General features: G+C 59.4%; 12 protein-coding genes. 9 read left to right on the forward strand and 3 right to left on the reverse strand.

Features of this window, described 5'->3' with window-relative positions; all coding sequences use genetic code 11:
- The first annotated feature begins 104 nt into the window (after positions 1–104).
- Positions 105–2,183, forward strand: a complete 2,079-nt coding sequence (locus LPW39_RS03045; protein WP_230771226.1) for an autotransporter outer membrane beta-barrel domain-containing protein — start codon at positions 105–107, stop codon at positions 2,181–2,183.
- Between the two features lie 154 nt (positions 2,184–2,337).
- On the opposite strand, the gene LPW39_RS03050 is transcribed toward LPW39_RS03045, so the two are convergent.
- On the reverse strand, positions 2,338–2,694 hold the full coding sequence (locus tag LPW39_RS03050; RefSeq protein WP_230771228.1) for a PRC-barrel domain-containing protein: 357 nt from the start codon (positions 2,692–2,694) through the stop codon (positions 2,338–2,340).
- Between the two features lie 741 nt (positions 2,695–3,435).
- Between LPW39_RS03050 and ribA the strand changes: the two genes are divergently transcribed.
- On the forward strand, positions 3,436–4,056 hold the full coding sequence (gene ribA, locus LPW39_RS03055) for a GTP cyclohydrolase II RibA (protein WP_230771230.1): 621 nt from the start codon (positions 3,436–3,438) through the stop codon (positions 4,054–4,056).
- Positions 4,053–5,753: a WD40 repeat domain-containing protein gene (locus LPW39_RS03060; protein WP_230771232.1), complete on the forward strand. Its 1,701-nt coding sequence runs from the start codon at positions 4,053–4,055 to the stop codon at positions 5,751–5,753. The genes ribA and LPW39_RS03060 overlap by 4 nt, the downstream gene beginning before the upstream one ends.
- Positions 5,754–5,819: 66 nt before the next feature.
- Here LPW39_RS03060 and LPW39_RS03065 read toward each other — a convergent pair whose 3' ends face one another.
- The gene (locus LPW39_RS03065; RefSeq protein ID WP_230771234.1) at positions 5,820–5,957 is read right to left on the reverse strand and encodes a hypothetical protein; all 138 of its coding nucleotides are present in this window, start codon (positions 5,955–5,957) and stop codon (positions 5,820–5,822) included.
- Positions 5,958–6,084: 127 nt separating this feature from the next.
- On the opposite strand from LPW39_RS03065, the gene LPW39_RS03070 reads away from it, so the two are divergent.
- Both LPW39_RS03070 and LPW39_RS03075 read left to right on the forward strand, forming a co-directional pair.
- Entirely contained in the window at positions 6,085–6,579 is a 495-nt protein-coding gene (locus tag LPW39_RS03070; RefSeq protein WP_230771236.1) for a hypothetical protein, read from the forward strand.
- A gap of 1,284 nt (positions 6,580–7,863) precedes the next feature.
- Positions 7,864–8,952, forward strand: coding sequence for a hypothetical protein (locus LPW39_RS03075; protein WP_230771237.1), 1,089 nt, complete (start codon positions 7,864–7,866; stop codon positions 8,950–8,952).
- A gap of 485 nt (positions 8,953–9,437) precedes the next feature.
- Here the strand turns inward: LPW39_RS03075 and LPW39_RS03080 are convergent, their stop codons facing one another.
- Positions 9,438–9,776 (reverse strand): hypothetical protein, encoded by a 339-nt coding sequence (locus LPW39_RS03080; RefSeq protein ID WP_230771239.1) that lies wholly within the window; start codon positions 9,774–9,776, stop codon positions 9,438–9,440.
- A 355-nt stretch (positions 9,777–10,131) separates the two neighbouring features.
- On the opposite strand from LPW39_RS03080, the gene LPW39_RS03085 reads away from it, so the two are divergent.
- The 4 genes from LPW39_RS03085 to LPW39_RS03100 all read left to right on the forward strand — a co-directional run bounded on the left by LPW39_RS03085 (position 10,132) and on the right by LPW39_RS03100 (position 21,862).
- On the forward strand, positions 10,132–12,252 hold the full coding sequence (locus LPW39_RS03085; RefSeq protein ID WP_230771240.1) for an autotransporter outer membrane beta-barrel domain-containing protein: 2,121 nt from the start codon (positions 10,132–10,134) through the stop codon (positions 12,250–12,252).
- Between the two features lie 213 nt (positions 12,253–12,465).
- Entirely contained in the window at positions 12,466–14,373 is a 1,908-nt protein-coding gene (locus tag LPW39_RS03090) for an autotransporter outer membrane beta-barrel domain-containing protein (RefSeq protein WP_230771241.1), read from the forward strand.
- A gap of 1,207 nt (positions 14,374–15,580) precedes the next feature.
- Positions 15,581–17,488, forward strand: a complete 1,908-nt coding sequence (locus tag LPW39_RS03095) for an autotransporter outer membrane beta-barrel domain-containing protein (RefSeq protein ID WP_230771242.1) — start codon at positions 15,581–15,583, stop codon at positions 17,486–17,488.
- 837 nt (positions 17,489–18,325) lie between these two features.
- Positions 18,326–21,862: a response regulator gene (locus LPW39_RS03100; RefSeq protein ID WP_230771243.1), complete on the forward strand. Its 3,537-nt coding sequence runs from the start codon at positions 18,326–18,328 to the stop codon at positions 21,860–21,862.
- Positions 21,863–21,867 lie beyond the last annotated feature (5 nt).

Below are 21,867 nucleotides of genomic sequence, written 5' to 3' on the forward strand. Positions count from 1 at the left end.
AATAATATTAAGCAGTGTTAGTCTGCCAAGGGTGCTTCCAAAGACACTAAACCCTCCATCCTTTTACATGGCTCTTAGATCTTTTGAATAACAGACAGCAGCCTATGCCTTGGATGATTTACCACACCACGGAAATAAAGACCAAGATGAAAACTCCAAAACTCTCCCGCAGCGCCTATGCATCGCTCATTTGCTGTTTTATGGCAGCTGCGGCGCACGCCCAGTCCATCATCCTCACGGGCGATACCACGCCAACGGGCGATTTGGGTGCCAGTTACCAAGGCACAGTCATCATGGTGGGCAACACCGGCAGTGGGACACTGGATATTTTTCAAGGTGGAAATCTGTCCAACTCGCAGGCAGGCGTCCTCGGGGCAGCTGCAGGCGCATCTGGCACCGCCTCTCTATCTGGCACCTCCCTGTGGAGCCCTCAGCAACTGGTGGTGGGTCAAAACGGCACCGGTGTGCTGAATATACTCAGCGGCAGTCGGGTGAATGCGGCTGATATGTATATCGGCCTGGAGGCGGGCAGTACGGGCACGGTGACGTTGGATGGCGCTGGCTCCAGTGTGGAGCTTGCCCCTGGTGTCGAGAATGGTCTGCTGATTGGCAATAACCAAGGATCGGGCACATTGAGAGTACTCAATGGCGCCCAACTGCTTGCCCGCAATAGCCTGCATACGGCTACCGGCACCCCGGGGTCCAAAGCACTGATTCGGATCGACGGCCCAGGTTCATCCATTAACGTCACCAACGAGTGCAATCTGGGCATGACTGGCGAATCCCTCATGGAAATCACCAACGGTGGCAGCCTTCAGTGTCAGGCCACGCAAATGGGATTCGGGCTTGTATTGATGGATGGAAGCGGCTCCAGACTGCACGTGGCAAACAATAGCTTGGCCATCGGAACCTCCGCGCCCCACAGTGATGCCGTCTTGTCGGTTGATGAAGGCAGCAGTCTGGTGGTTGACGGGGGTATTCACCTGCCCTTGGTTTCAGGCGATACCAGTTCCTCCAGCAGAGGGGAGCTCACTATCGGGGGGAACATTATTCCCGGCAACCTGCAGGCCGATATTTTTTTTGGCGAGAATGGTTTGGGTGTTCTTAACATCGCCCAAAACTTTACAACAGGGGGTTACAGGTTTTCACAGACCATTATTGGCCGCGGTACGGTCAATATATTTAATGGCACTACCACGTTTGCCAGAGAGTACGACTACGAAGGTAGCACCAACGTCAAGTCTGGGACGCTACGCGCTGGTCACGACAACAGCTTTAGCCGTAACTCTGACTTTACGGTGGACAACAACGGCACCTTGGATACGGACACCTTCAACCCTACCACGGGCAGCCTGAGCGTCACAGGTTTTGTGACCATGCAGTCCGGCGGTACCAGCAACGTATTAACGGTGGCAGGCAACTACACCAGCAATGGCGGCGCCCTTGCGATGAATACAGTGTTGGGTGCTGATGACTCAGCCTCGCAAAAGTTGGTCGTCAACGGCGATACCAGCGGCACAACGACCCTGCACATCAACAACCTGGGTGGCCTTGGCGCTCCCACCACAGGCAATGGCATCTTGGTGGTCGAAGTGGCAGGTGCATCCAACGGCGTCTTCAGCCTTCTCGAACCTGGGTATTTGGAAGTGGGTGAATTCCGCTACTTTCTGACCCAGGTAGGCAACCACTGGTACCTGCAAACCAGGACGCGAGATGGAGTATCAACCCCAGAAGTCAGCATAGCCTGCACACCGACGCAGCTGAGCGACGCAGACAACCAGGTGGCCACTTGCACCGTAACGCTAGCCGCTGCCCAGGAGACGGATCTACCGATCAACCTGAACCTGCCCACCGATAGCCCGCGCTATACCAGCACCTGTACGACACCATTGGTAGTGGCCGCCAATTCCAGCAGCGCCACTTGCACCATCACTGCTGTGCCCAACACCACCCCCAATGATGGCAATGTGACGGCACAACTTTCGGTGGCACCCCCAACGGTGCCAGATGCCTATGTAGCGGCAGGAGCCCCTGCACAGGTGGTCATCATGGATGCAGACACAACACGCCCCCCCACCAACCGGCCTGCGATACCCACGGTAGGCCCACTGGGGCTGGCGTTGATGGGGGTGCTGATCGGCATCATGGGGTTGGTTCGCTGCCGCAAGCACCGCAGTCGCTAAGGCTAAGCCTGGAGCAGGCGTGTATGCCACGTTGCAGGGCACACCACGCCGTTGAACGCCCACAAAAAAGCCCGCTGTCAAGAAAACAGCGGGCTTTCGGCTACCGGGCTCCAGGCAATGGCTCTACCCGGTCAAGGGCTGGTCGCCCTGTGTCTTAGATCCAAGGCACGCCGTAGTATTCGTTCACCTTGCGGCCGTAGGCATCGTCATATTCCTGCGTGGTTTCACGCGCATAACGGGGTGCGCCTTCCAGCTGTTCCTTGGTGAGGGACACGACATAGCCGCCCAGGCCGGTGTCGTACTTCAGCGTTTCCCATGGCAGCGGGTACACGTCCGTACCCATGCCCAGAAAGCCGCCGAACTCCATCACGGCGTAGCGGACCTTGCCGGTCAGCTTGTCCAGCAGCAGGCTTTCCACCGAGCCCAGCTTGTCGCCATTGGGGTTGTAAACCTTGGTGCCTTGCACCTTGTCCGAAGAGATCACGCTCGATGCAGTGTTGACGGTGTTCATATCGTTCTCCTGTGTTGGAAAGTGTGATTACAAAAGGGGCCGGCTGGGGGTGCTGGATAAAGCAGTTCCGCGATGTGTCGGCCTTGGAATCAATGCTAAACAGCTGCCTTTGCGTAGCAGGTAGTCATCGCCGTCCGATAGCCGTAGGACGGGCCGCACCGGGTTTGAAGGACGGGTAAACAGCGTTCTGCGATGCACTGGCAGGCCAGCCGTAGCGCGCGCTTTGCTGCACTTGGGGCTGCGTTGGCGCTGCTGCTGCACGCAGGGGCATGTGCAGCCCAAGGGGGTATCTCCGGGCATGTCCCAGCACCGCGCCCAGCCTTCTTGGCTCCGCTATTCGCCCTGCTATTCGCCCTCCTATTCGTCCCGCTATTTGCCCCTCTAGCCACCCGTCCCTTGCCGCTCTTCGCCAGCCTGCGCTGCTCAGTGCAGCTGCGCTTTATACAGGCCAGCCGCGCAGAGCGACGGCATAAACAATAATCCTGATTAATCCATCCCTCCACTAAGTAACCAAGCCATTGTTATTCATTTAAATCTATAAATAAAAATCGATGCGATTACACATCAATAGCACCCACAGAAATAATTTAAGCATAGCCTAGTTAATCAATGGGTGCTATCTTGGAGTTTCTTTGACTTCCCTACCGTTTTATATGCGCATCCATTTTTTAAAGAAAGAAGGTTATTATGAGTTTATACGGATTAGAGGATAGCCCACCTAACACCCCCGCTCAGCCGCCTATGGCAACGGTTCGCAATATCGCGCGCTTGCCCATTTTGTTGAACAACGGCGGCACGGCATTGGCCAAAATAATCAGCTTCTGGCATTTGAGCGACAACGGCGAACACTTTGCACTGCAGTTTGAGCGGTTGACGCGAAATGCACCTTTGGTTCGCCTGCATTCTGAGTGCGTGACCGGCGATGTACTGGGCTCGGCACGCTGTGATTGCGGCCCGCAGCTCCATGAGGCCGTGCACCGTCTGCACCAGGAAGGCGGGCTGCTGCTCTACCTGCGCCAGGAAGGTCGGGGCATAGGCCTGTACCGCAAGCTGGAGGCCTACTGCCTGCAGGAGCAGGGCCTCGACACCTATGCCGCCAACCGCGCGCTGGGCCACAAGGACGATGAGCGCAGTTACCAGGTGGCAGCCGACATGCTCAAGGCGCTCGATATTCCCACCATCCGCCTGTTGAGCAACAACCCCGACAAGGCCAGCCAATTATTGGCTGCGGGCATCGGCATCGCGGCGCGCATACCCACCGGTGTTTTCTGCAATACCGAAAACAGCCTCTACCTGTCATCCAAGGTCAAGGTCACATCACACACCATTGATTTACCCAGCTATTACAAGGACACCCCATGATTGCCCACCAATCTCCCATCAGCGGCGTTGCAGCATATGACGGTCGGTTTATTGCAACGGCAGGGTATGACAACCAGATCATCCTGTGGGATGCCGCAAACAAAATAGCGCTTGCACGCGTTTGGCACGACCACCTGGCCAACCAGCTCGAATTCAGCCCCGACGGGCAATACCTGGTCAGCGCATCCAGCGACACCAGCGCCCGCCTCTGGTCCGTACCCAGCATGAAGCTGCTGGCGGTCATGTCCGACCATGGCGACGATGTCGAGATGGCCATTTTTCATCCCAGTCAGTCGCTGATTGCCACCGCATCTCGCGACCACCAGGTGCGGGTATTCAATTTCGAAGGCCGGCTGATCTGCCGCTTCCAGGGCCATACCGCAGATGTGATTTCCATCGCCTGGAACACCGCTGGCGACGGGCTGATTTCATCGAGCGACGACGGCACACTCAAACACTGGTCGCTGCACACGCAAACGCTGGTCAGCGACATCGATCTGGGCGGTATCGAGACAGACACCATCGCCATCGCCCAGGACGGGCGCATCTACGCCGGCAACGACGTAGGCCAGATCATCACGCTGAGCGCATCGGGCACCGAAAGAATGCCAGCCCACGATTCCGGCATCAAGCGGCTCATCTACCAAGACAGCGATCAACTGCTGGTCAGCCTGAGCTACGACAGGTTCTTGAAGATATGGCAATGCAGCGCAGGCCGCATCGACCTGATCGCGCAATCGGCCATACCTGCGCAGATATGGCCCAGGTCCTGTGCCTTTCTGGACAGCAACACCTTGGTCTTCGCCACCTTCGGCTCGTCATACGCCAGTTTTGATATCGCCAGCGGCCAGTGGGATCTGCGCCAGGTCGATCCCACGCAAGGGGTCAACGCCGTCATCGCGCACCCCGCTGGGCGCATGACCATCGGCGACGCCGGAACCCTGCGCATCAACGGCCGGGCCAGCAGCGAGACAGGCAGTCTGTGCAACTTTCTCACCGCAGCGGGCGGCCAGGTATTTACCGGCGGCCAAACGGGGGAGCTGTTCAATGCACGCACGGGGCAAGGCATCTACCAGCACAAATCGCCTCTGAACTGCGGCACGGCCTTCATGCGCCATGGCGTAGCGCATGTGCTCATAGGCACCTACACCGGTGAAGGCCTGGTGTTTGCCGTCTCCAAAGAAGGCGCCACGGCGCTGGTGGGCACCCTCCAACTGCATGAGAACGCCGTCAAGGCCGTCGCCGCATCCAACAGCCTCATCTTCTCGGTGTGTGCCGACACCAGTGCCGCCTGGTTCTCCATCCAGGATCTGCGCGAAAAAGCCAGAAAAAAACAGGCCCATGGCCGCATCGCCAACGGCTGCGCGGCATTGCCGGGCGACCGTTTCATCAGCATCAGCCGCGACAGGCAGCTTCGCATCTGGGAGGATTTCTCGGTCACTACCGTGCCAACGCCCCACAGCCACTCCATCAAGTGTGTGGCCGCATCCACAGACGGCCGCTTTATCGCATCAGGCTCCTACGGCGGCTGCGTAGCCATCTACGACACGCATCACCAGCACTGGCTGCCCTGCGAACGCCCCACCGCCTCAGGCATATCGTCTCTGTGCTTTGACGCCGCTGCCGCGCAGTTTTTGGCCGGCTCGTATGACGGGCAGATTTACCAAATCAGCAGCGCCCCGCTGCCCAGCATTTAACCCCACACAACAGCACGGGCAGCCCAAGGGCTGCCCGCTGTACGCCACTGCAACGCGGCTGCGCTATCAGTGCGGCACAAAGATCGCGATCAATAAAAACACCAGCACAATCCCACCGATGATGGCAAAACGCTTGTTGGCGAATCGCCCAGCGGGGGTGTGGGAATTGGTGGGCTTGGTAGGTTTGAGGTCTGGTGGGTTCATAGCTGTGAATGTAGCCATCGGCCTGGCGCGCGCGCGTCAGACAAAGTACAGAAAGCATGACAGCCCCCGTTTGGAGGGGCTGTCGTCAGCCAGGGCAGCAACCGCCCCAAGCAGAGGAAGAGTGAGAATGCGTGGTTCGATCATCTTGGCAGCCATGCTGGTAGGCCTGGCGCTACACGCGGCCCCATCGGCCGCAGCCGCCAGCGGGCAACAGGCCGGCAAGACCCAGCCGGCCGAGCGCAGCGACCGCCAGCGCAGCGACACCGGGACCGGGGCCGGCTCCCATACCAGCACCAGCACCAGCACGACCGAAAACAGCACGAGCACAAGCAGCAGCAACACAGCGCGCGACAAGCAAAGCGGCAGCAACCAGGGCCACACCGAGCACGACAGCGGCAGCGACAAAGACGAGCCCCGCCCCCAACCCTTTGAGCCCGCCGCAGCCCAAACGCCGGGCACACCCCAACCGGTATTCGTCATCAGCTGCAACGCCAGCGGCTGCAATGACAACCAAGGCAACTTCCTCACCCGCTCTGGTCCGCAGCGCCTGGAAGGGCCTAAAGGCATCCGCTGCCAGTTGATGGGCGGCAACTGGCAGTGCAGCCCAGCCACCCAGCCTTGAGAAGGCAGCAGCCTGCCGCCTGGTGTCAGCTGCCCGGGCTCAAGCGGCACCAGCAGCTGCCGCGCCCCTCCCCCACCACCCCAGGTGGCGCAGCATGCCGCCGCACCTGCCAGGCAAGGCGTGCACAGCACCCCTGGCATGTGCTCTTCGCACAGCGCTAAGCGGCCTGCAGCCTGTGCGCCCCCGGCTCACCAAGCAACCACGGCCTCAGGCCCGCGCTTGCCACCAAGCCGCCTGGCCTCTTGCCATGCGCTGGCCGCAGCTGGGCAGCGCTCGTAAATACGCCATACGCCACTACTTGTCAGTTGCTGTTACAGGCGATTGCATAGCTGCTGCGCCACCCCCGCGCGTGGGCAGGCTGCAGGCCTGGCCGCCCAAAGGCCGCCGCTAGCCACCTCAGGCGGGCGCTCCCCAGATAGCTACCTGCGCAACCAAACCACCAGCAGCCGCTGCGGACATTGGACAAGCGTGGGCGTTAGCCCATTGCCCCCGCCTATAGGCACATCCCGCGCAGGGATTGATATTGGTCAATTCCATGCAGCCCAAGATGTTTTCATAGAAATTAACAATCGATAGTGATAGCCTATGCGTCAGTGATCCATGTGTATACAGGTTTTGCGTACAACGGATGCAGATCTGCCCCCAAGGCTGCCATCAACGTCGTCTCCACTGTCTCAGCCTCACCAGACCATGCGCACTTTTCCAAGCATTGGCAAGCACATAGATGCACGGCACCTTTGCACTCACCACCCTGCTCGCCAAATGCCAGGCCTGATAAGCCTTTTAGCGCCAGATAGCAACTTACACATCAGATTATGTTTTAGATACATTTTTTCTATTAATTGACACCCAAAGATTGGCTTTGGCCTGCCCAAACCTGCGCGACTGCACACGGCACCACCCACAGGTTGGATAGCTATCCCATCACTCTAGAAACATACAGAAACACAATACCCACCCCACCTTTTTAAGCGCGCTTGCGCATCTGGCTGGCGAATCCAATCCCCCTCGCTACTGGCATTTGCCATTACCGCTATAGCTCTTGCACTCATTTATCAATAGCAAGCCATTACCCCAAACCCTCCCTCAAATCGCCAAAAACTATGAAATTGAATAATCCCATATCTCCAACATCTGGCTTTTATAAATGACATGAATTATTAATTAACGATTATTGTTGATCTACAGCAAATATTGCCTCGTGGGCAAGGCTGTAGCTACGCCATAGAAGCGCGCATGAACCAATGCACGCCCATAGATTTAATTGAATAGATGGAGAGAAATATGCCCGCAACAACCTTCAACGCCTTGCGCCGTTATGCCGTCATCGGTTTATTGGCTTGTGCTGCTTCCTGGGCGCCTTGGGTGTCGGCGCAGCCTGCACCAACGCCTGTAGTGGTAATGAACAGCTTGCCTATTGACGGTCCAGCCTCCTATACGGTCTTTGACGAAGCCAAACGTGGCCCAGCATTTCAAACCGGCGCGGAGCCCACGCGCATTGTTGAGCTTTCTTTTGGTTTGGACCTGGATGCAATACCCACTACTGCCACTCTAAGCCTTTATCGTTTGGAAGACCCCTCCAACTTCCCCACAGGTGCGGCGCTGGCATCTACCACGCTCAATATGATTGGCGGGGGATCCGCCGTTTCAACCACCGTCCATACCTACAGCGCCGCTGACCTTGGAGCCATCGCGACTACAACGCTGCAAGCAGGGCAGAAATATGCGTTGATCATGTCCAATTCCAGTGCGCCGACAGGCATCACCAACGATGACCTTACTGAAAACGCATTCACCTATGGGGGTGGTTTTAGTGCTGTGCTGAATGGCAATATCGGACAATTTAGCAATGCGCAGGGCTGGGATCAAAACAATGGAACCCTCGCTTTCAGTATGACGGTCGTACCATTTGCAGAACCAGTCCCCCCCACCGCCACCCTGGTCTGCACCCCCACCGAGCTACTGGCCACTGCCGGTCAAGTCGCCACCTGCACCGTGACCCTCAGCGCCCCCTCTACCACCGACACCCCCATCAACCTGACCCTGCCTGCCACCAACCCGGGCTTTACAACCACCTGCACATCGCCGCTGGTGATCCCTGCCAATGCTACGCAAGCCACTTGCACGATCACCGCAGTGGCCAACACAACGCCTAACGCCCCCGATGTGATTGCAGACATTGCCATTGCCCCGCCCACCACGCCCGATGCCTATACGGTCGAAGGCCCTGCCGCACAAATTACCATCAGAAGCAATGCCGTTGTGCCCCCTGGCACGGCCACGCCCGTCCCCACCCTGGGAACCGTGGGCCTTGTCTCGCTCGTCTCGGTAATGGGTCTGCTGGGCCTGCGCCGCTCGCGCAAAGCGGCCTAAGGCGCCGCAGCGCCAAGCCCCCTCGCGCTGCCAGGGGGCGCTTTAGCCGCCAAGCAGGGGCAGCAGCGGCATAGCCACCGCTGCTGGCCCCCCGGCTCGCGGTCGGCGGATGCCCGCGCAGGCTCCGCCCTCCGGCACCCGCCGCCAAGTGCCCAGCGGCGCGCGTGTGCCAGCAGTGCCGCGCCAGGCAGCGCGGCCGCATGCGGCATGCAACATGCTGCATTTTTGCCACGGCGCCCCTTACTCCAGCCGCCGCGCCTTGTCGCCCGCTGTTACCGCCATTTGCATCCGCATGGCCGCAGCCAGCAAGCGGGCCCGTCAATTACATCGATTGTCTTGATGGCCTCATCACGTCCGTCAGCCATTGGCCAGACGATGCCGCCAGGCCCCGGCGGGGGAAGGATGCATGGTCTGTACCTGGCCTGACAACGACATATATCAGCCCATCTTGCCAGCCTATAGCCAGGCCCATGCAGCACCACTGACTAAAAACAATAACCTATCAAAAATATCGCTGTTATAGATAATAACAATTCATCGTGATAGCCTATACGCGGTTTGCCATTGCTTGCATACATGGCTTGAGTGCATAGCACCTTGCGTTGGCACAAGCGATGGCGGCCAAGCTTTATGCGCTGGTTATCGGGATGAGAAAAACTTGATATATCGCAATCATTCTCAATAACGGTGCGGATGAGAGAGAAAGCAGTCGCTTCGCTTAACGCAAAGGCAGTCATTTCCAGAGGTGCATTGGAGTTCTTAATCCCGGTGATAGCCACCACATTGCAACATTGGCGCCCAGATACACGTTTGTTATCAATCACATATAGGTAATTGCCCTAATCTATACACCACATTGCTTTACATGACAGCGAGTGGTCCGCAGAAATGCTGGCCTCTCGCCCCCAACCAGGAAACATCATGAAAACACCATTCCTCCCTCACCGCCGGTATGCAGCCAGCGTGCAGTGCCAAGGCACCAGCACTTGGGCATCGCCGCTTTCTGCAACGGCTGGCCCGCAAGCCAGTGCCGATGCGGGGTCTGCGCTGCGCCGTCCACGGCGCTAAACAGGCTTCACCCTCTTAATCCTCCCTCCAGAAGAACCTCGCAACCCATGGCACAGAAGGCATAAGCCTCTACATGGATAGCTTTTCACAACATACAAACCACAAATAGTTATGAAAACCCAATACCTCCCTCACAGAAAAAACGCGCTGTTCGCCGCCTGCCTGCTGGCCTGCGCCACCGGCATGGTCCAGGCGCAAAACATCACCTTCAGTGGTGATTCCACGCCGGTGGGCAGCATGGGGCCCAACTACAACACCACAGATATCACGATTGGCAACTCGGGGGCCGGGGCACTGGCTGTGGATGGCTTTACGCAGTTCGGTAACACCGGGGTGACAATCGTCGGCGCAAATGCTGGAAGCACGGGGACCGTGACAATGACCAACAGCTCCAACTGGGAGACCCGTGACATCACGGTGGGCCAATTTGGCACAGGCATCGTCAACCTCAATAATTCGACCATCGCTTCTTCAGTTGCGATCATTGGTCAAAACCCAGGCGGCACGGCTACCGTCACGGTGGACGGCGGCAGCTGGAACATCCCGCCTCTTTACCAAAACGACATGACCATTGGCAGCAATGGCGGCTCAGGAACACTGCGTGTTCTGAACGGCGGGGGTGTTGCCACCTCGGCCAGCTTTAATTTGGCAGCCACTACGGGCTCTGCCGCCACGGTGCTGGTGGACGGCCCAAAATCGAACATGTTGGCGGTGTACAACTGCTCTTTTGGCGTCAAAGATGTGGCGTCCGTACAGATCACCAACGGTGGCCAAGTGGAGTGTTATCAAAGCAGCTATCTGGGATTCGGAACGGTGTCCTTGAATGGCGCTGACTCCATGTGGATTCTCGGTGACAGCCTCGATGTGGGTAATAACGAAGCCGCCAGCAACGCCGTACTGACCATCGGCGAGGGCAGCGCGGTATCCGTCGCCACCAACCTCCGCCTGCCCAACGCCAGCAGCGCGTCGGCCAACAGCACCGGCACGATCAATATCGAAGGCAGCAGCATCCCGGGGGTGCTGACTGCAGGCACTTTTGAATTTGGGGTCAACGGTCAGGGCGTGGTGAACTTCAACCATACCGATGCCTCTGGCGATTACCAGTTTGGCATTCCCCTGTCCGGCTCTGGCACGGTCAACTCCAGCAACTCCGGCACCACGCTGCTCACCGGCGCCAATAGCTATGCGGGCAATACCAATGTCAATGCGGGTATCTTGCGCGCAGGCGCTGCCACCGCATTGAGCCCTGCCTCTGACTTTGTGGTGGCGGGCGGCGGCACGCTCGATATCAACACCTACAGCCCCACCGTCAAAACCTTGGCCAATGCGGGCACGGTGACGATGCTCTCGGGCGGCACCACCAGCGTGTTGACGGTGGCCGGCAACTACAGCGGCAACGGCGGCAGCATTGCGCTGAACACCATCTTGGGCGACAGCAGCTCGGCCACAGAAAAGCTGGTCGTCAATGGCGCCACCAGTGGCAACACCATCCTCAACATCAGCAACCTGGGCGGCACCGGTGCGCCTACCACGGGTGAAGGCATTCTGGTGGTGCAGGTCGATGGTGCATCCAACGGCACCTTCAGCCTGCCAGCGCCGGGTTACCTCGAAGCGGGCACCTTCCGCTACGACCTGGTCAAGACCGGCAACAACTGGTACCTGGTGAGCGAATCGCGTGCAGAGGCATCGGGCCCCGGCGTCACCGTTGTCTGTAGCCCTGCCGAGCTGAGCGATGCAGTGGCCGAGACTGCGACCTGCAAGGTGTCGCTGAGCGCGGCATCGACCACCGACCTGAGCATCAACCTCAATGTGCCCGGCGCCAACCCGCGCTACACCACCACCTGCACGTCGCCACTGCTGATCCCTGCCAACGCCACTGAGGCCTCTTGCACGATCACATCGGTGGCCAACAACACCCCAGGCGATGGCGATGTGACCGCCCTGCTCGCTGTGTTGCCCCCTACCGTTGCAGACGCCTACACCGTTGCTGGCCCTGCTGCGCAAGTGGTCATCAAGGACAAGGACCAGACCGACAACGGCGGCGGTGAGAACCCTGAAAACCCAGGTGGTGAGAACCCCGGTGGTGAAAACCCAGGCGAGAACGGCGGCGGCACCGCCCCGCACAAGGTGCCCACGATGGGTGCGGTAAGTCTTGCCATGATGGCTTCCATCATGGGTTGGCTGGGCCTGCGCCGCACGCGCCAGTCGCGCAGCAGCGCCAAAACGGCTTAACACCGAGGGGCGGCTTTTACCGCCCCTTTTTGTTGCCCTACTACGTTCCTTTTCCCTAGCGGCCTCTCATCCCTCCCTCCAGATGAGCCGCGCTACCACTGCACAGAAGGCTTTAAGCCTCGCAATGGATAGCTTTTTGCAACTTAAAAAACCTTCATCAATATGACAAAGCCTTTCCTCCCTCAGACGACCCTTGCCCTGGCTGCCTGCTGTTTGTTGGCTGGCGCAGCGCAGGCGCAAAGCATTGTTTTTAGTGGCAATACCTCTCCCGGCGGCGATCTGGGCGCCAGCTACAGCGCAGGCAATGTGGATATAGGCAATACCGCCACGGGTACGCTGGAGATTCTCAATGGCGGCAAGCTCACCTCCGGCCGCGCTATTGTGGGTGGAAACCTGGGTGGCAACGGCAGCGCCACGGTCGATGGGCCAGGCTCCTCCTGGGTGATTACCGATCCCTTTTCTTCAGGCCTGGTCATTGGCCAGGGGCAAGCGCCCGGCACCTTGCGGGTACGCAATGGTGCGACGGTCTCCAGCAACAAACAAATCACCAGCTCAAACGCCCCCAACTCTGTCGCATTGGTTGAGGTCGATGGTGCCAACTCCGTGCTGCAAACCGACGATCGATGCGGTTTTGGCGGATCGGATGCCACGACAGTGCGCATCAGCAATGGCGGGCAGATGCGCTGTGCCACTTATGGATCGCTGGTATTTGGCAGCGTAAGCCTGACAGGCGCAGGCTCCAAATGGGTGATCGGCCAGGATCTGTTTACGGCCCTCAGCACCGATGTGCATTCCATCCTCAATATTGGCGAAGGTACTGCTTTAGAGGTGGGCGGCACGCTGAACCTGCCCAACGCTGCGGATGACACCATCGTCAGCAGCGCCACGCTCAATATCGAAGGCGCTAGCCCCCCCGGCCTGGTGACCGCACCAGAGCTGGCATTTGGCAGCAACAAGGGCGGTGTGATCAACCTGAACCACAGCGATGCCTCTGGCAGCTACCAATTGGCCACCTCCATGAGCGGCCCCGGCACAGTGAATGTGCGCAACGGCGGCACCACCACCTTGGCCGGCAACAACAGCTACAGCGGCACCACCAGCATTGCGGCGGGCACCCTGCGCGCAGGTGCCACCACCGGCTTCAGCCCCGCGTCTGACTATGTCGTGGCCAGCGGCGCCAAGATGGATACCGCCACCTTCGCCCCCACCGTTGGCTCGCTGCGCAATGCCGGTACCGTCACCATGGCAGCCGGTGGCACCAGTGGTTCGCTCACCGTGGCAGGCAACTACAGCAGCGAGGGCGGCAGCATCGAGCTGAACACTGCGCTGGGCGACAGCAGCTCGGCCACAGAAAAACTGGTCGTCAACGGCGACACCAGCGGCAACACCATCTTGAACATCAGCAACCTGGGCGGCAGCGGTGCGGCTACCACCGGTGAAGGCATTCTGGTGGTGCAGGTCAATGGTGCATCCAACGGCACGTTTGCACTGCCCGCCCCTGGCTATGTGCAGGCAGGCACCTTCCGCTACGACCTGGTCAAGACCGGCAACAACTGGTACCTGGTGAGCGAGGCGCGTGCCGAGAGCTCGCCCACCGCCAGCGTGGTCTGCAGCCCAGCCGAGCTGAGCGATGCAGACAACCAGGTCGCCACCTGCACGGTATCGCTCAATCTGGCACCCGCCGCCGACCTGAGCATCAACCTGGCCGTGCCCGCTGCCAACCCGCGCTACACCACCACCTGCACCTCCCCCATGCTGATAGCAGCCAACACCAGCACAGGCACTTGCACCATCACCGCCGTGGCCAACAACACTGCCGACGATGGCGATGTAACCGCCGAACTGGCCGTAGCCCCGCCCACCGTTGCAGACGCTTATACCGTGGCCGGCCCTGCGGCCCAGGTGCTGATCAAAGACAAGGACAAGACCGACAACGGCGGCGGTGAGAACCCTGAAAACCCAGGTGGTGAGAACCCCGGTGGTGAAAACCCAGGCGAGAACGGCGGCGGCACCGCCCCACACAAGGTGCCCACCATGGGTGCTGTAGGTCTGATGTCGATGGCGTCGATCCTCAGCTTGCTGGGCCTGCGCCGCGTGCGCAAGGATCACAAGCCGGTTTAATCGCGACGACTGCTGACGCAAACCCTAAACCTAGCGCTGTTGATGGCTGATTTATAGCCAGCCTCTATAGCCCGCTTTGGAGCCCCGTTTGATACGGGGCTTTTCTTTTGCCTGGTGTTGGAACGCTTGGCTGTGTTGGCTGGGCGTTTATCGGCTTTTTTATGAGCGCATTGCGCCTGGATCTACGCCCTCACCCCCGCCCTCTCCCGCAAGCGGGAGAGGGAGTTTTGGAAAATGGCGGCCGGCTTTATACCCTCTCCCGCTTGCGGGAGAGGGCTAGGGTGAGGGAGTGTCCGCGCTCCAAGCAAGCAGGAGAGGGAGTTTTGGGGATGTCCACCCTCACCCCTGCCCTCTCCCGCGAGCGGGAGTTTTGGAAAATGGCGGCCGGCTTTATACCCTCTCCCGCTTGCGGGAGAGGGCCAGGGTGAGGGAGCCAGCTTTTTTCCCTCTCCCGCAAGCGGGAGAGGGAGAGGGAGTTTTGGCGAAAGGGAGTCGGTTTTATACCCTCTCCCGCTTGCGGGAGAGGGCTAGGGTGAGGGTGTGTCTGCGCTCCAGCACCAACCTTTATGCATTGCCCATTCACCACCCCTTCTACCCACCCAACCCCCTGCCTGTTGCAGCCATGCCAAATGCAGCAGGTTGACACGGTTACAGCCTTTTGCATAGTTGTAAGTAATTCGCAGCACTCCCCACGCGCTAGAAAAACATCCTCGGCCGCAGATGTAGCAAATTTTGTTCCGCACCAACCCATCGATTTAAAAAAATTCGCTCTATAGCGCGCCAATGCATGCGCTAAGCAAAACCAATTGATGAACATCAATTTATCAATACTGAATTATTCTATTCGTGGTTTTTATTAGCAACAGACCGGCATGTTTCCGCTCTGATCATTAGCCTATTGAATTAGTAAAATTTATTAATTCAATCAATAAGAACTGTTAACCTTCGCTCCATTCGCGTCTTGCATACAAGAACGAATGCAGGCACGGATATTTCTTTAATCTTATTGGAAAAAATTAATTTCTAAGATGACAAGCAAATACTTGTAGGCGAGAGGGCGGGGTCCGCGTCAAAGACGGGCACCGAATGGAATGCATCTTATGAATCTATAACACTATTTATTTAACAGTAAGACAAGTTGAGCGCCTGGCACACCTATGGCGAATTCCGTCTTGTCGATAGCTTTTTACAACACTACATATAAACCATGATTAAAAAACACAATTTACTGAGAAGCCAAATTTTTCTTGCTTGCTGCCTAGTGGTTGGTGGGGCGCATGCGCAGATTAGCTTTAGCGGTGATACAACGCCTACCGGGGATTTTGGTGGTCGGGAGGAGTTTAGGGGGCATGTCAGCGTCGGACAATTCAATGAAGGCACATTGGACATGACCTCGGGCGCCGTTTTTAACCAGCGGGGCCGCGCCAACATTGGTTCAACAGTAGGCAGTGCAGGGACGGTCAATGTATCCGGTGGAGCCGAATGGCACACCCTCAGCTTGGGCGTGGGCGGAGCGGGAGTAGCGAACCTTAATATTTTCAATGGCGGAAAAATCTTCTCAGCCGGTGGCTCTATAGGAACCAGCGATGACGGAGGAGCAATGGTGACGGTGTCCGGACCAGGATCTTCCTGGATAGTTCCCATTGAACACAATCACGATTTCTGGATTGGCGGGCGAGGACCCTCTACCTTAAGAGTTCTTAACGGAGGAACAGTATCTACCACCAGCGATATCTACACCTCTCTGCACAGCTCCGCTACTGCCAACATTGAGATTGACGGTGCCAATTCGTCCTTCACCGCAAAGGATTTTTGCTGGCTGGGCATACTTGGAACTACATCGGTCAAGATTACCAACGGTGGTTTATTGAGCTGTGGCTACGAGTCTTATTTGGGCTGGGGTGATGTATCACTGAGCGGAGCTGGCTCCAAGTGGGTTGTCAGTGGCAGTCTGGACATAGGACGTCCCCTAAAAAATACCCGAGGTGAACTCACTATTGGAGAAGGCAGTGCGGTGGAGGTTGCCCGTACTCTTACTCTAGCTAAGGGCTATAGCACGTCCATGAACGGCAGCGGCACACTCAATATTGAAGGCACCACAGAGCCAGGCATACTGAGAACTCCCAAAGTAGTGTTCGGAGATATGAGTATAAATACCATCAACTTCAAGCACACCAATACTTCCGGAAACTACCAATTTACCCCGTCTATTTCTGGCCCAGGTCTGATGAATGTGTTTGGAGGCGGAACCACGGTTTTGACCGGGGATAATGTGTTCAGCGGGCATGTGATGGTCCGAGCCGGTGTGCTGCGTGCGGGGTCGGCCACCGCCCTGCCTGAGGCTACCTACCTCGTCCGCCAGGCCGGTACGCTGGATGCCAACGGCAATAGCTTTCTTCTCAACATGCTAACCAATGGCGGGAACGTCATTCTAGGGACGAGGGACACCAGCACTACGCTAAGCACAAAGTATGACCTGAATGGGTACGGTGGCACGATTCATCTAAACGCTGCACTGGGTGGCAATGCGTCTCCCACGCAAAAATTGGTAATCGGTCAGAGCACCAACGGCACCGCCACCCTCAATATCCGCAATCTGGGCGGCGCAGGTGCCCAAACCACTGGCAATGGCATCTTGGTAGTGCAGGTCACGCACGATTCCAATGGCCAGTTCAGCCTGCCCCGCCCGGGCTACATACAGGTGGGCGCCTACCGCTACAACCTTGTGAAGGTAGGCCGCAATTGGTACCTGCAATCAACGCGTAATCTCATCAAAGCAGCATCTGCCGATGAGCAAGCCGCTTGCACCGCTGGCGACCCTCTGGCAGCAGCCTGCACCGTCACGCCCGGCACCGGCACCGTGGCGGCCACCAAGCCAACAGCGCTGACGGCATCTGCCGCCGATGCAGCCGCAGCAGCAGAGACAGCAGCCCCGGCGGCGGAGACCTCTGCAGAGCTGGACGGTACGGCCCATGGGCTCGATGACATCAAGGACGGCGAGGCAGTGCGCCTGGCAGAGGCTGTGCCGGTGCCTGGCCTGGGTGCCATGGGGATGGTGTCGCTCTCGTCCCTGATGGGCATTGCTGGCCTGCGCCGCAGCCGCAAATCGGCCTGAGCCCCAGGCAGCGGCATCCACCTCCCCCACAATCGATTGGCCTGACGCCAGCCCGCTGCGGAGCAGTGGATAACCAGCACCGGCCGCCACCGTTACCAGTGGCGGCCGGTTTTTTTGGGGTTGCCATCACCCCGCTGCTGGGCCGGGCCGGCGGGCTAAGCCGTGGCCGCAGCTGCCCGCCAGCAGCTGCGTGCTGCGCAGACCTTTTGTTGCATTGCGGGATGGCGCATCTACAACAGTCAGTTTGCAATTGGGTGCGATGCGCTATAGGCCACGCTAAGCGCTTGATACGCAAACGTTTGCGATGCCCTTTGTAGGGGTCTGCATCAGTGGGGGGCAGCACTCTACCCGATCCACCTTACAAAAAAATTACATTATTTATAGCTATTGCAGGTAGTTTGTAATAATTTTAATTTATGATCGAGGTTCCTCTGGAGGGAGGAAAAGTGCTTCTTAGGAAGACGACCCTTGGGCCCGCCTTGTGCGGGCCCCTTTTTTGTGGACTTGGTTACGCTCACAACAAGCTACATTCGTACATCCACGGTACTTTTGCGCCCTTTCCTCCATCGTCCCCCGGACTTGAGGTCGCACAAACTACGGCGTTGTTGGGCTGCTCCGCCGGCAGTCCATGGCATGTTGCAGCCTGGCAAGGCTGGGCCATGCTTTCGCGCTATCAGGGCGCTACGCCTAGGCGACTTGCCGTTCCCACGACACGGGAGCGTGGGCTTGTTTGTAGGAGCTCACTGACATCTTTGTAAACAATGGTACAAGTACAATTTGCGCGCCTCTCCCGCGCCTTTTGTTGGCCTGTTCCCGTCTTACACCCTCCCTCACCCCATGCCCCAATCCCGTTCGTCGCAGCCCCGCAGCCTGTTCCCCTTGCCGCTGCCCATGCTGCTGGGGTTTGCAGCCGCAGCCATCGCTGCGCTGGTTATTGCCATCGTCAATGTTTATTCAGCCGATGTGCGCACCCGCGCGGTCACCAGCATTGGCCGAATGACAGCGGCTATGCGCCAGCTCAATGAGTTTTCGTCCACCCTCAAGGATGCAGAAACCGGGCAACGCGGCTTTTTGCTGACAGGCGACCCGGCCTACCTGGGCCCCTACCGCCGCGCGCAGAATGCGCTGGAAGGCCAATTGCGCGGGCTGGCTGCCAGCAATGACAATGCGCCGCTGCGGCAGGAGCGCGTGCAGGCCATTGATGCGCTGGCCCACCAGAAGCTGGCGGAGCTGGAGACCACCATCGACCTCAAGCAGGCCGGCCGGGGTGATGAGGCGCTGGCGCTGGTGCGCACCGACAAAGGCAAGCAGGTGATGGACAACCTCAACAACGAGGTGGCCGACCTGTACCTGCTGCAAAACAATGAGCTGGATCTGCGCCGCCGCGCCTGGGAGCAGGCGGCCACCACCTCGACCTATATCTCCTGGGGCGGCTCGGCGGTGATGCTGCTGCTGGTGCTGGCGTCGGCGGCGGTGTCGATGCGCGAGTTCCGCACCAAGGCGCGCCAGGCCTGGGTGGCCGATGGCCTGGCGGGCCTGAACCAGACCCTGCAAGGCGACCACCGCCTCGAAGAAGTGGGCGCCCGCGCCCTCGACTTTCTGGCCACCTACCTGGGCGCCCGCGTAGGTGCCGGCTATGCGCGCCATGGCATGGACGACCGCTACCAGCTGTTTGGCGGCTATGCGCTGCCCCAGGATGCACTGCAGGCCCACCTGCTGGCGGGCGAAGGCCTAGCCGGCCAGGTGCTGCGCAATGGCAAGCTGCTGAAGGTGGGGGGCCTGAACCAAAGCCATCTGAAGATCACATCGAGCATGGGCGAATCGCAACCACTGGAACTGGTGCTGGCCCCGGCGGTGGAGAACGGCAAGGTGCATGCGCTGCTGGAGCTGGGCTTTGCCCGCCCGGTGATCCAGCCCGAGCTGGATTTGCTCGAAGGCGCGTCGTCCATCCTGGCCGTGGCCGTGCGCTCTGCGCTGGATCGCTCGCGCCTGGAGAATCTGCTGGAAGAAACCCGCCAGCAGGCCGAAGAGCTGACGGTGCAGCAAGAAGAGATGCGTGCCAGCAATGAAGAGCTGGAGCAGCAAAGCCAGGCGCTGCAGCGCTCGCAGGCGCAGATGGAGCAGCAGCAGCAGGAGCTGGAGCAGACCAATGTGTACCTGGAAGAGCAGACCCAAAAGCTGGAGCACCAGCGCGAGCAGCTGCTGCGCGCCAAGGATGCGCTGACCGACAAGGCCCGCGAGCTGGAAGTGGCCAGCCAGTACAAGAGCGAGTTCCTGGCCAATATGAGCCACGAGCTGCGCACGCCGCTGAACTCCACCCTGATCCTGGCCAAGCTGCTGGGCGACAACAAGCCGGGCAATCTGACGGGCGAGCAGGTCAAGTACGCGCAAACCATTTATGCAGCCGGCAACGATTTGCTGGCGCTGATCAACGACATTCTGGACCTGGCCAAGATTGAAGCGGGCCAGGCCACCGTGGTGCTGGAGCCGGTGAACCTCAGCACCGCGATGCAGTCGCTGATTGAGCCGCTGCGCCCCCTGGCCCAGCAAAAGGGCCTGGCGCTGACCTGCCATATCGCCCCTGGTGTGCCAGCGCATGCGCAGACCGATGGCCAGCGCCTGGGCCAGATTCTGAAGAACCTGCTGTCCAACGCGATCAAGTTCACCGACCGGGGCAGCGTGAACCTGCAGCTGTCGCAAAGCCAGCCAGGCACCCTCACCTTTGCGGTGCATGACACGGGCATCGGCATCCCCGAGCACCAGCAGCAGCTGATTTTTGAGGCCTTCCAGCAGGCCGATGGCAGCACCCACCGCAAGTATGGCGGCACGGGCCTGGGCCTGTCGATTGCGCGCGATCTGGCGCAGTTGCTGGGCGGCCAGATCACGGTGCAGAGCACTCCCGGCCAGGGCAGTGTGTTCAGCTTTCATATGCCGCTGGTGCAGGCCGCTGCGCCGGTGGCCGAGGTGCCGATGGCGCCCAAGGCGGCTGACGCACTGCGCGCCGTGCAGCCCGCACCGTTGACATCGCCGGTCAAGACCATTGCACCGGCAGCGGCGCCCCGCGCCATGGCACCGATGCAGCCGAACACGGCTGTGGCTACGGCTGATGCGGCCACCGCAACGGCAACCGAAGCCGCAGCCTTGGCCACCGCCGCCACCGCAGCAGCCACTGAGCTGGAGTTGCCCACCATCATCCAGGGCCGCCACCTGCTGGTGGTGGAGGACGACCCGCGCTTTGCCGACATCCTGCAGGAGCTGGCGCGCGAGATGGACTTCAGTTGCCAGGTGGCCCGCAATGCGGCCGATGGCATCGCAGCGGCCGTGCAGTTTTTGCCCAACGCGATCGTGCTGGACATCAACCTGCCCGATTTCTCGGGCCTGGGCGTGCTGGACCAGCTCAAGCGCAACCCGAGCACACGCCATATCCCCGTACACATTGTGTCGGTGGCCGATTACTCGCAGGAGGCGCTGGTGCGCGGCGCGCTGGGCTATGCCTTGAAGCCGGTGCAGCGCGAGGAACTGGCCCAGGCCCTGCAGCGGCTGGAAGCCAAGTTCACCCAGAACATGCACCGCGTGCTGCTGGTGGAGGACGACGAGCGCCAGCGCGACAGCGTGCACAGCCTGCTGGGCAACAGCGATGTGGATGTGGTCTGCGCCGCCACGGCCACCCAGGCGCTGGAGTACCTGGCCCAGGGCACCTATGACTGCATGATCATGGACCTGAACCTGCCGGACATGAGCGGCTTTGCGCTGCTGGAGCGCATGTCGGAGCAGGATGGCGTGTCCTTCCCGCCGGTGATCGTCTACACCGGCCGGGCGCTGTCGCGCGACGAGGAGACGCAGCTGCGCCGCTTCTCGCACTCGATCATCATCAAGGATGCCCGCTCGCCCGAGCGCCTGCTCGACGAGGTGACCTTGTTCCTGCACCAGGTGGAATCGCGCCTGTCGCCCGAGCACCAGCAGATGCTGGCCCAGGCGCGCAGCCGCGAGGCTGCGCTGGAAGGCCGCAAGGTGCTGGTGGTGGAGGACGATGTGCGCAATGTGTTTGCGCTGACCAGCATTCTGGAGCCCACCGGCATTGCGGTGGAGATTGCCCGCAACGGCCGCGAAGCGCTGGAGGTGCTGGACCGCGAAGACCACGGCGTGGACCTGGTGCTGATGGACATCATGATGCCGGAGATGGACGGTTACACGGCCATGCGCGAGATTCGCGGCCGCGCACCGTTGAAGCGGCTGCCCATCATTGCGCTGACCGCCAAGGCCATGAAGGACGACCAGGAAAAATGCCTGGCCGCCGGTGCCAACGATTACATCGCCAAACCCCTGGACGTGGAAAAACTGCTGTCCCTGGTACGTGTCTGGATGCCTAAATAAAGCCC

The sequence above is a fragment of the Comamonas koreensis genome (assembly GCF_021026195.1).
GTDB lineage: Bacteria > Pseudomonadota > Gammaproteobacteria > Burkholderiales > Burkholderiaceae_C > Comamonas > Comamonas koreensis.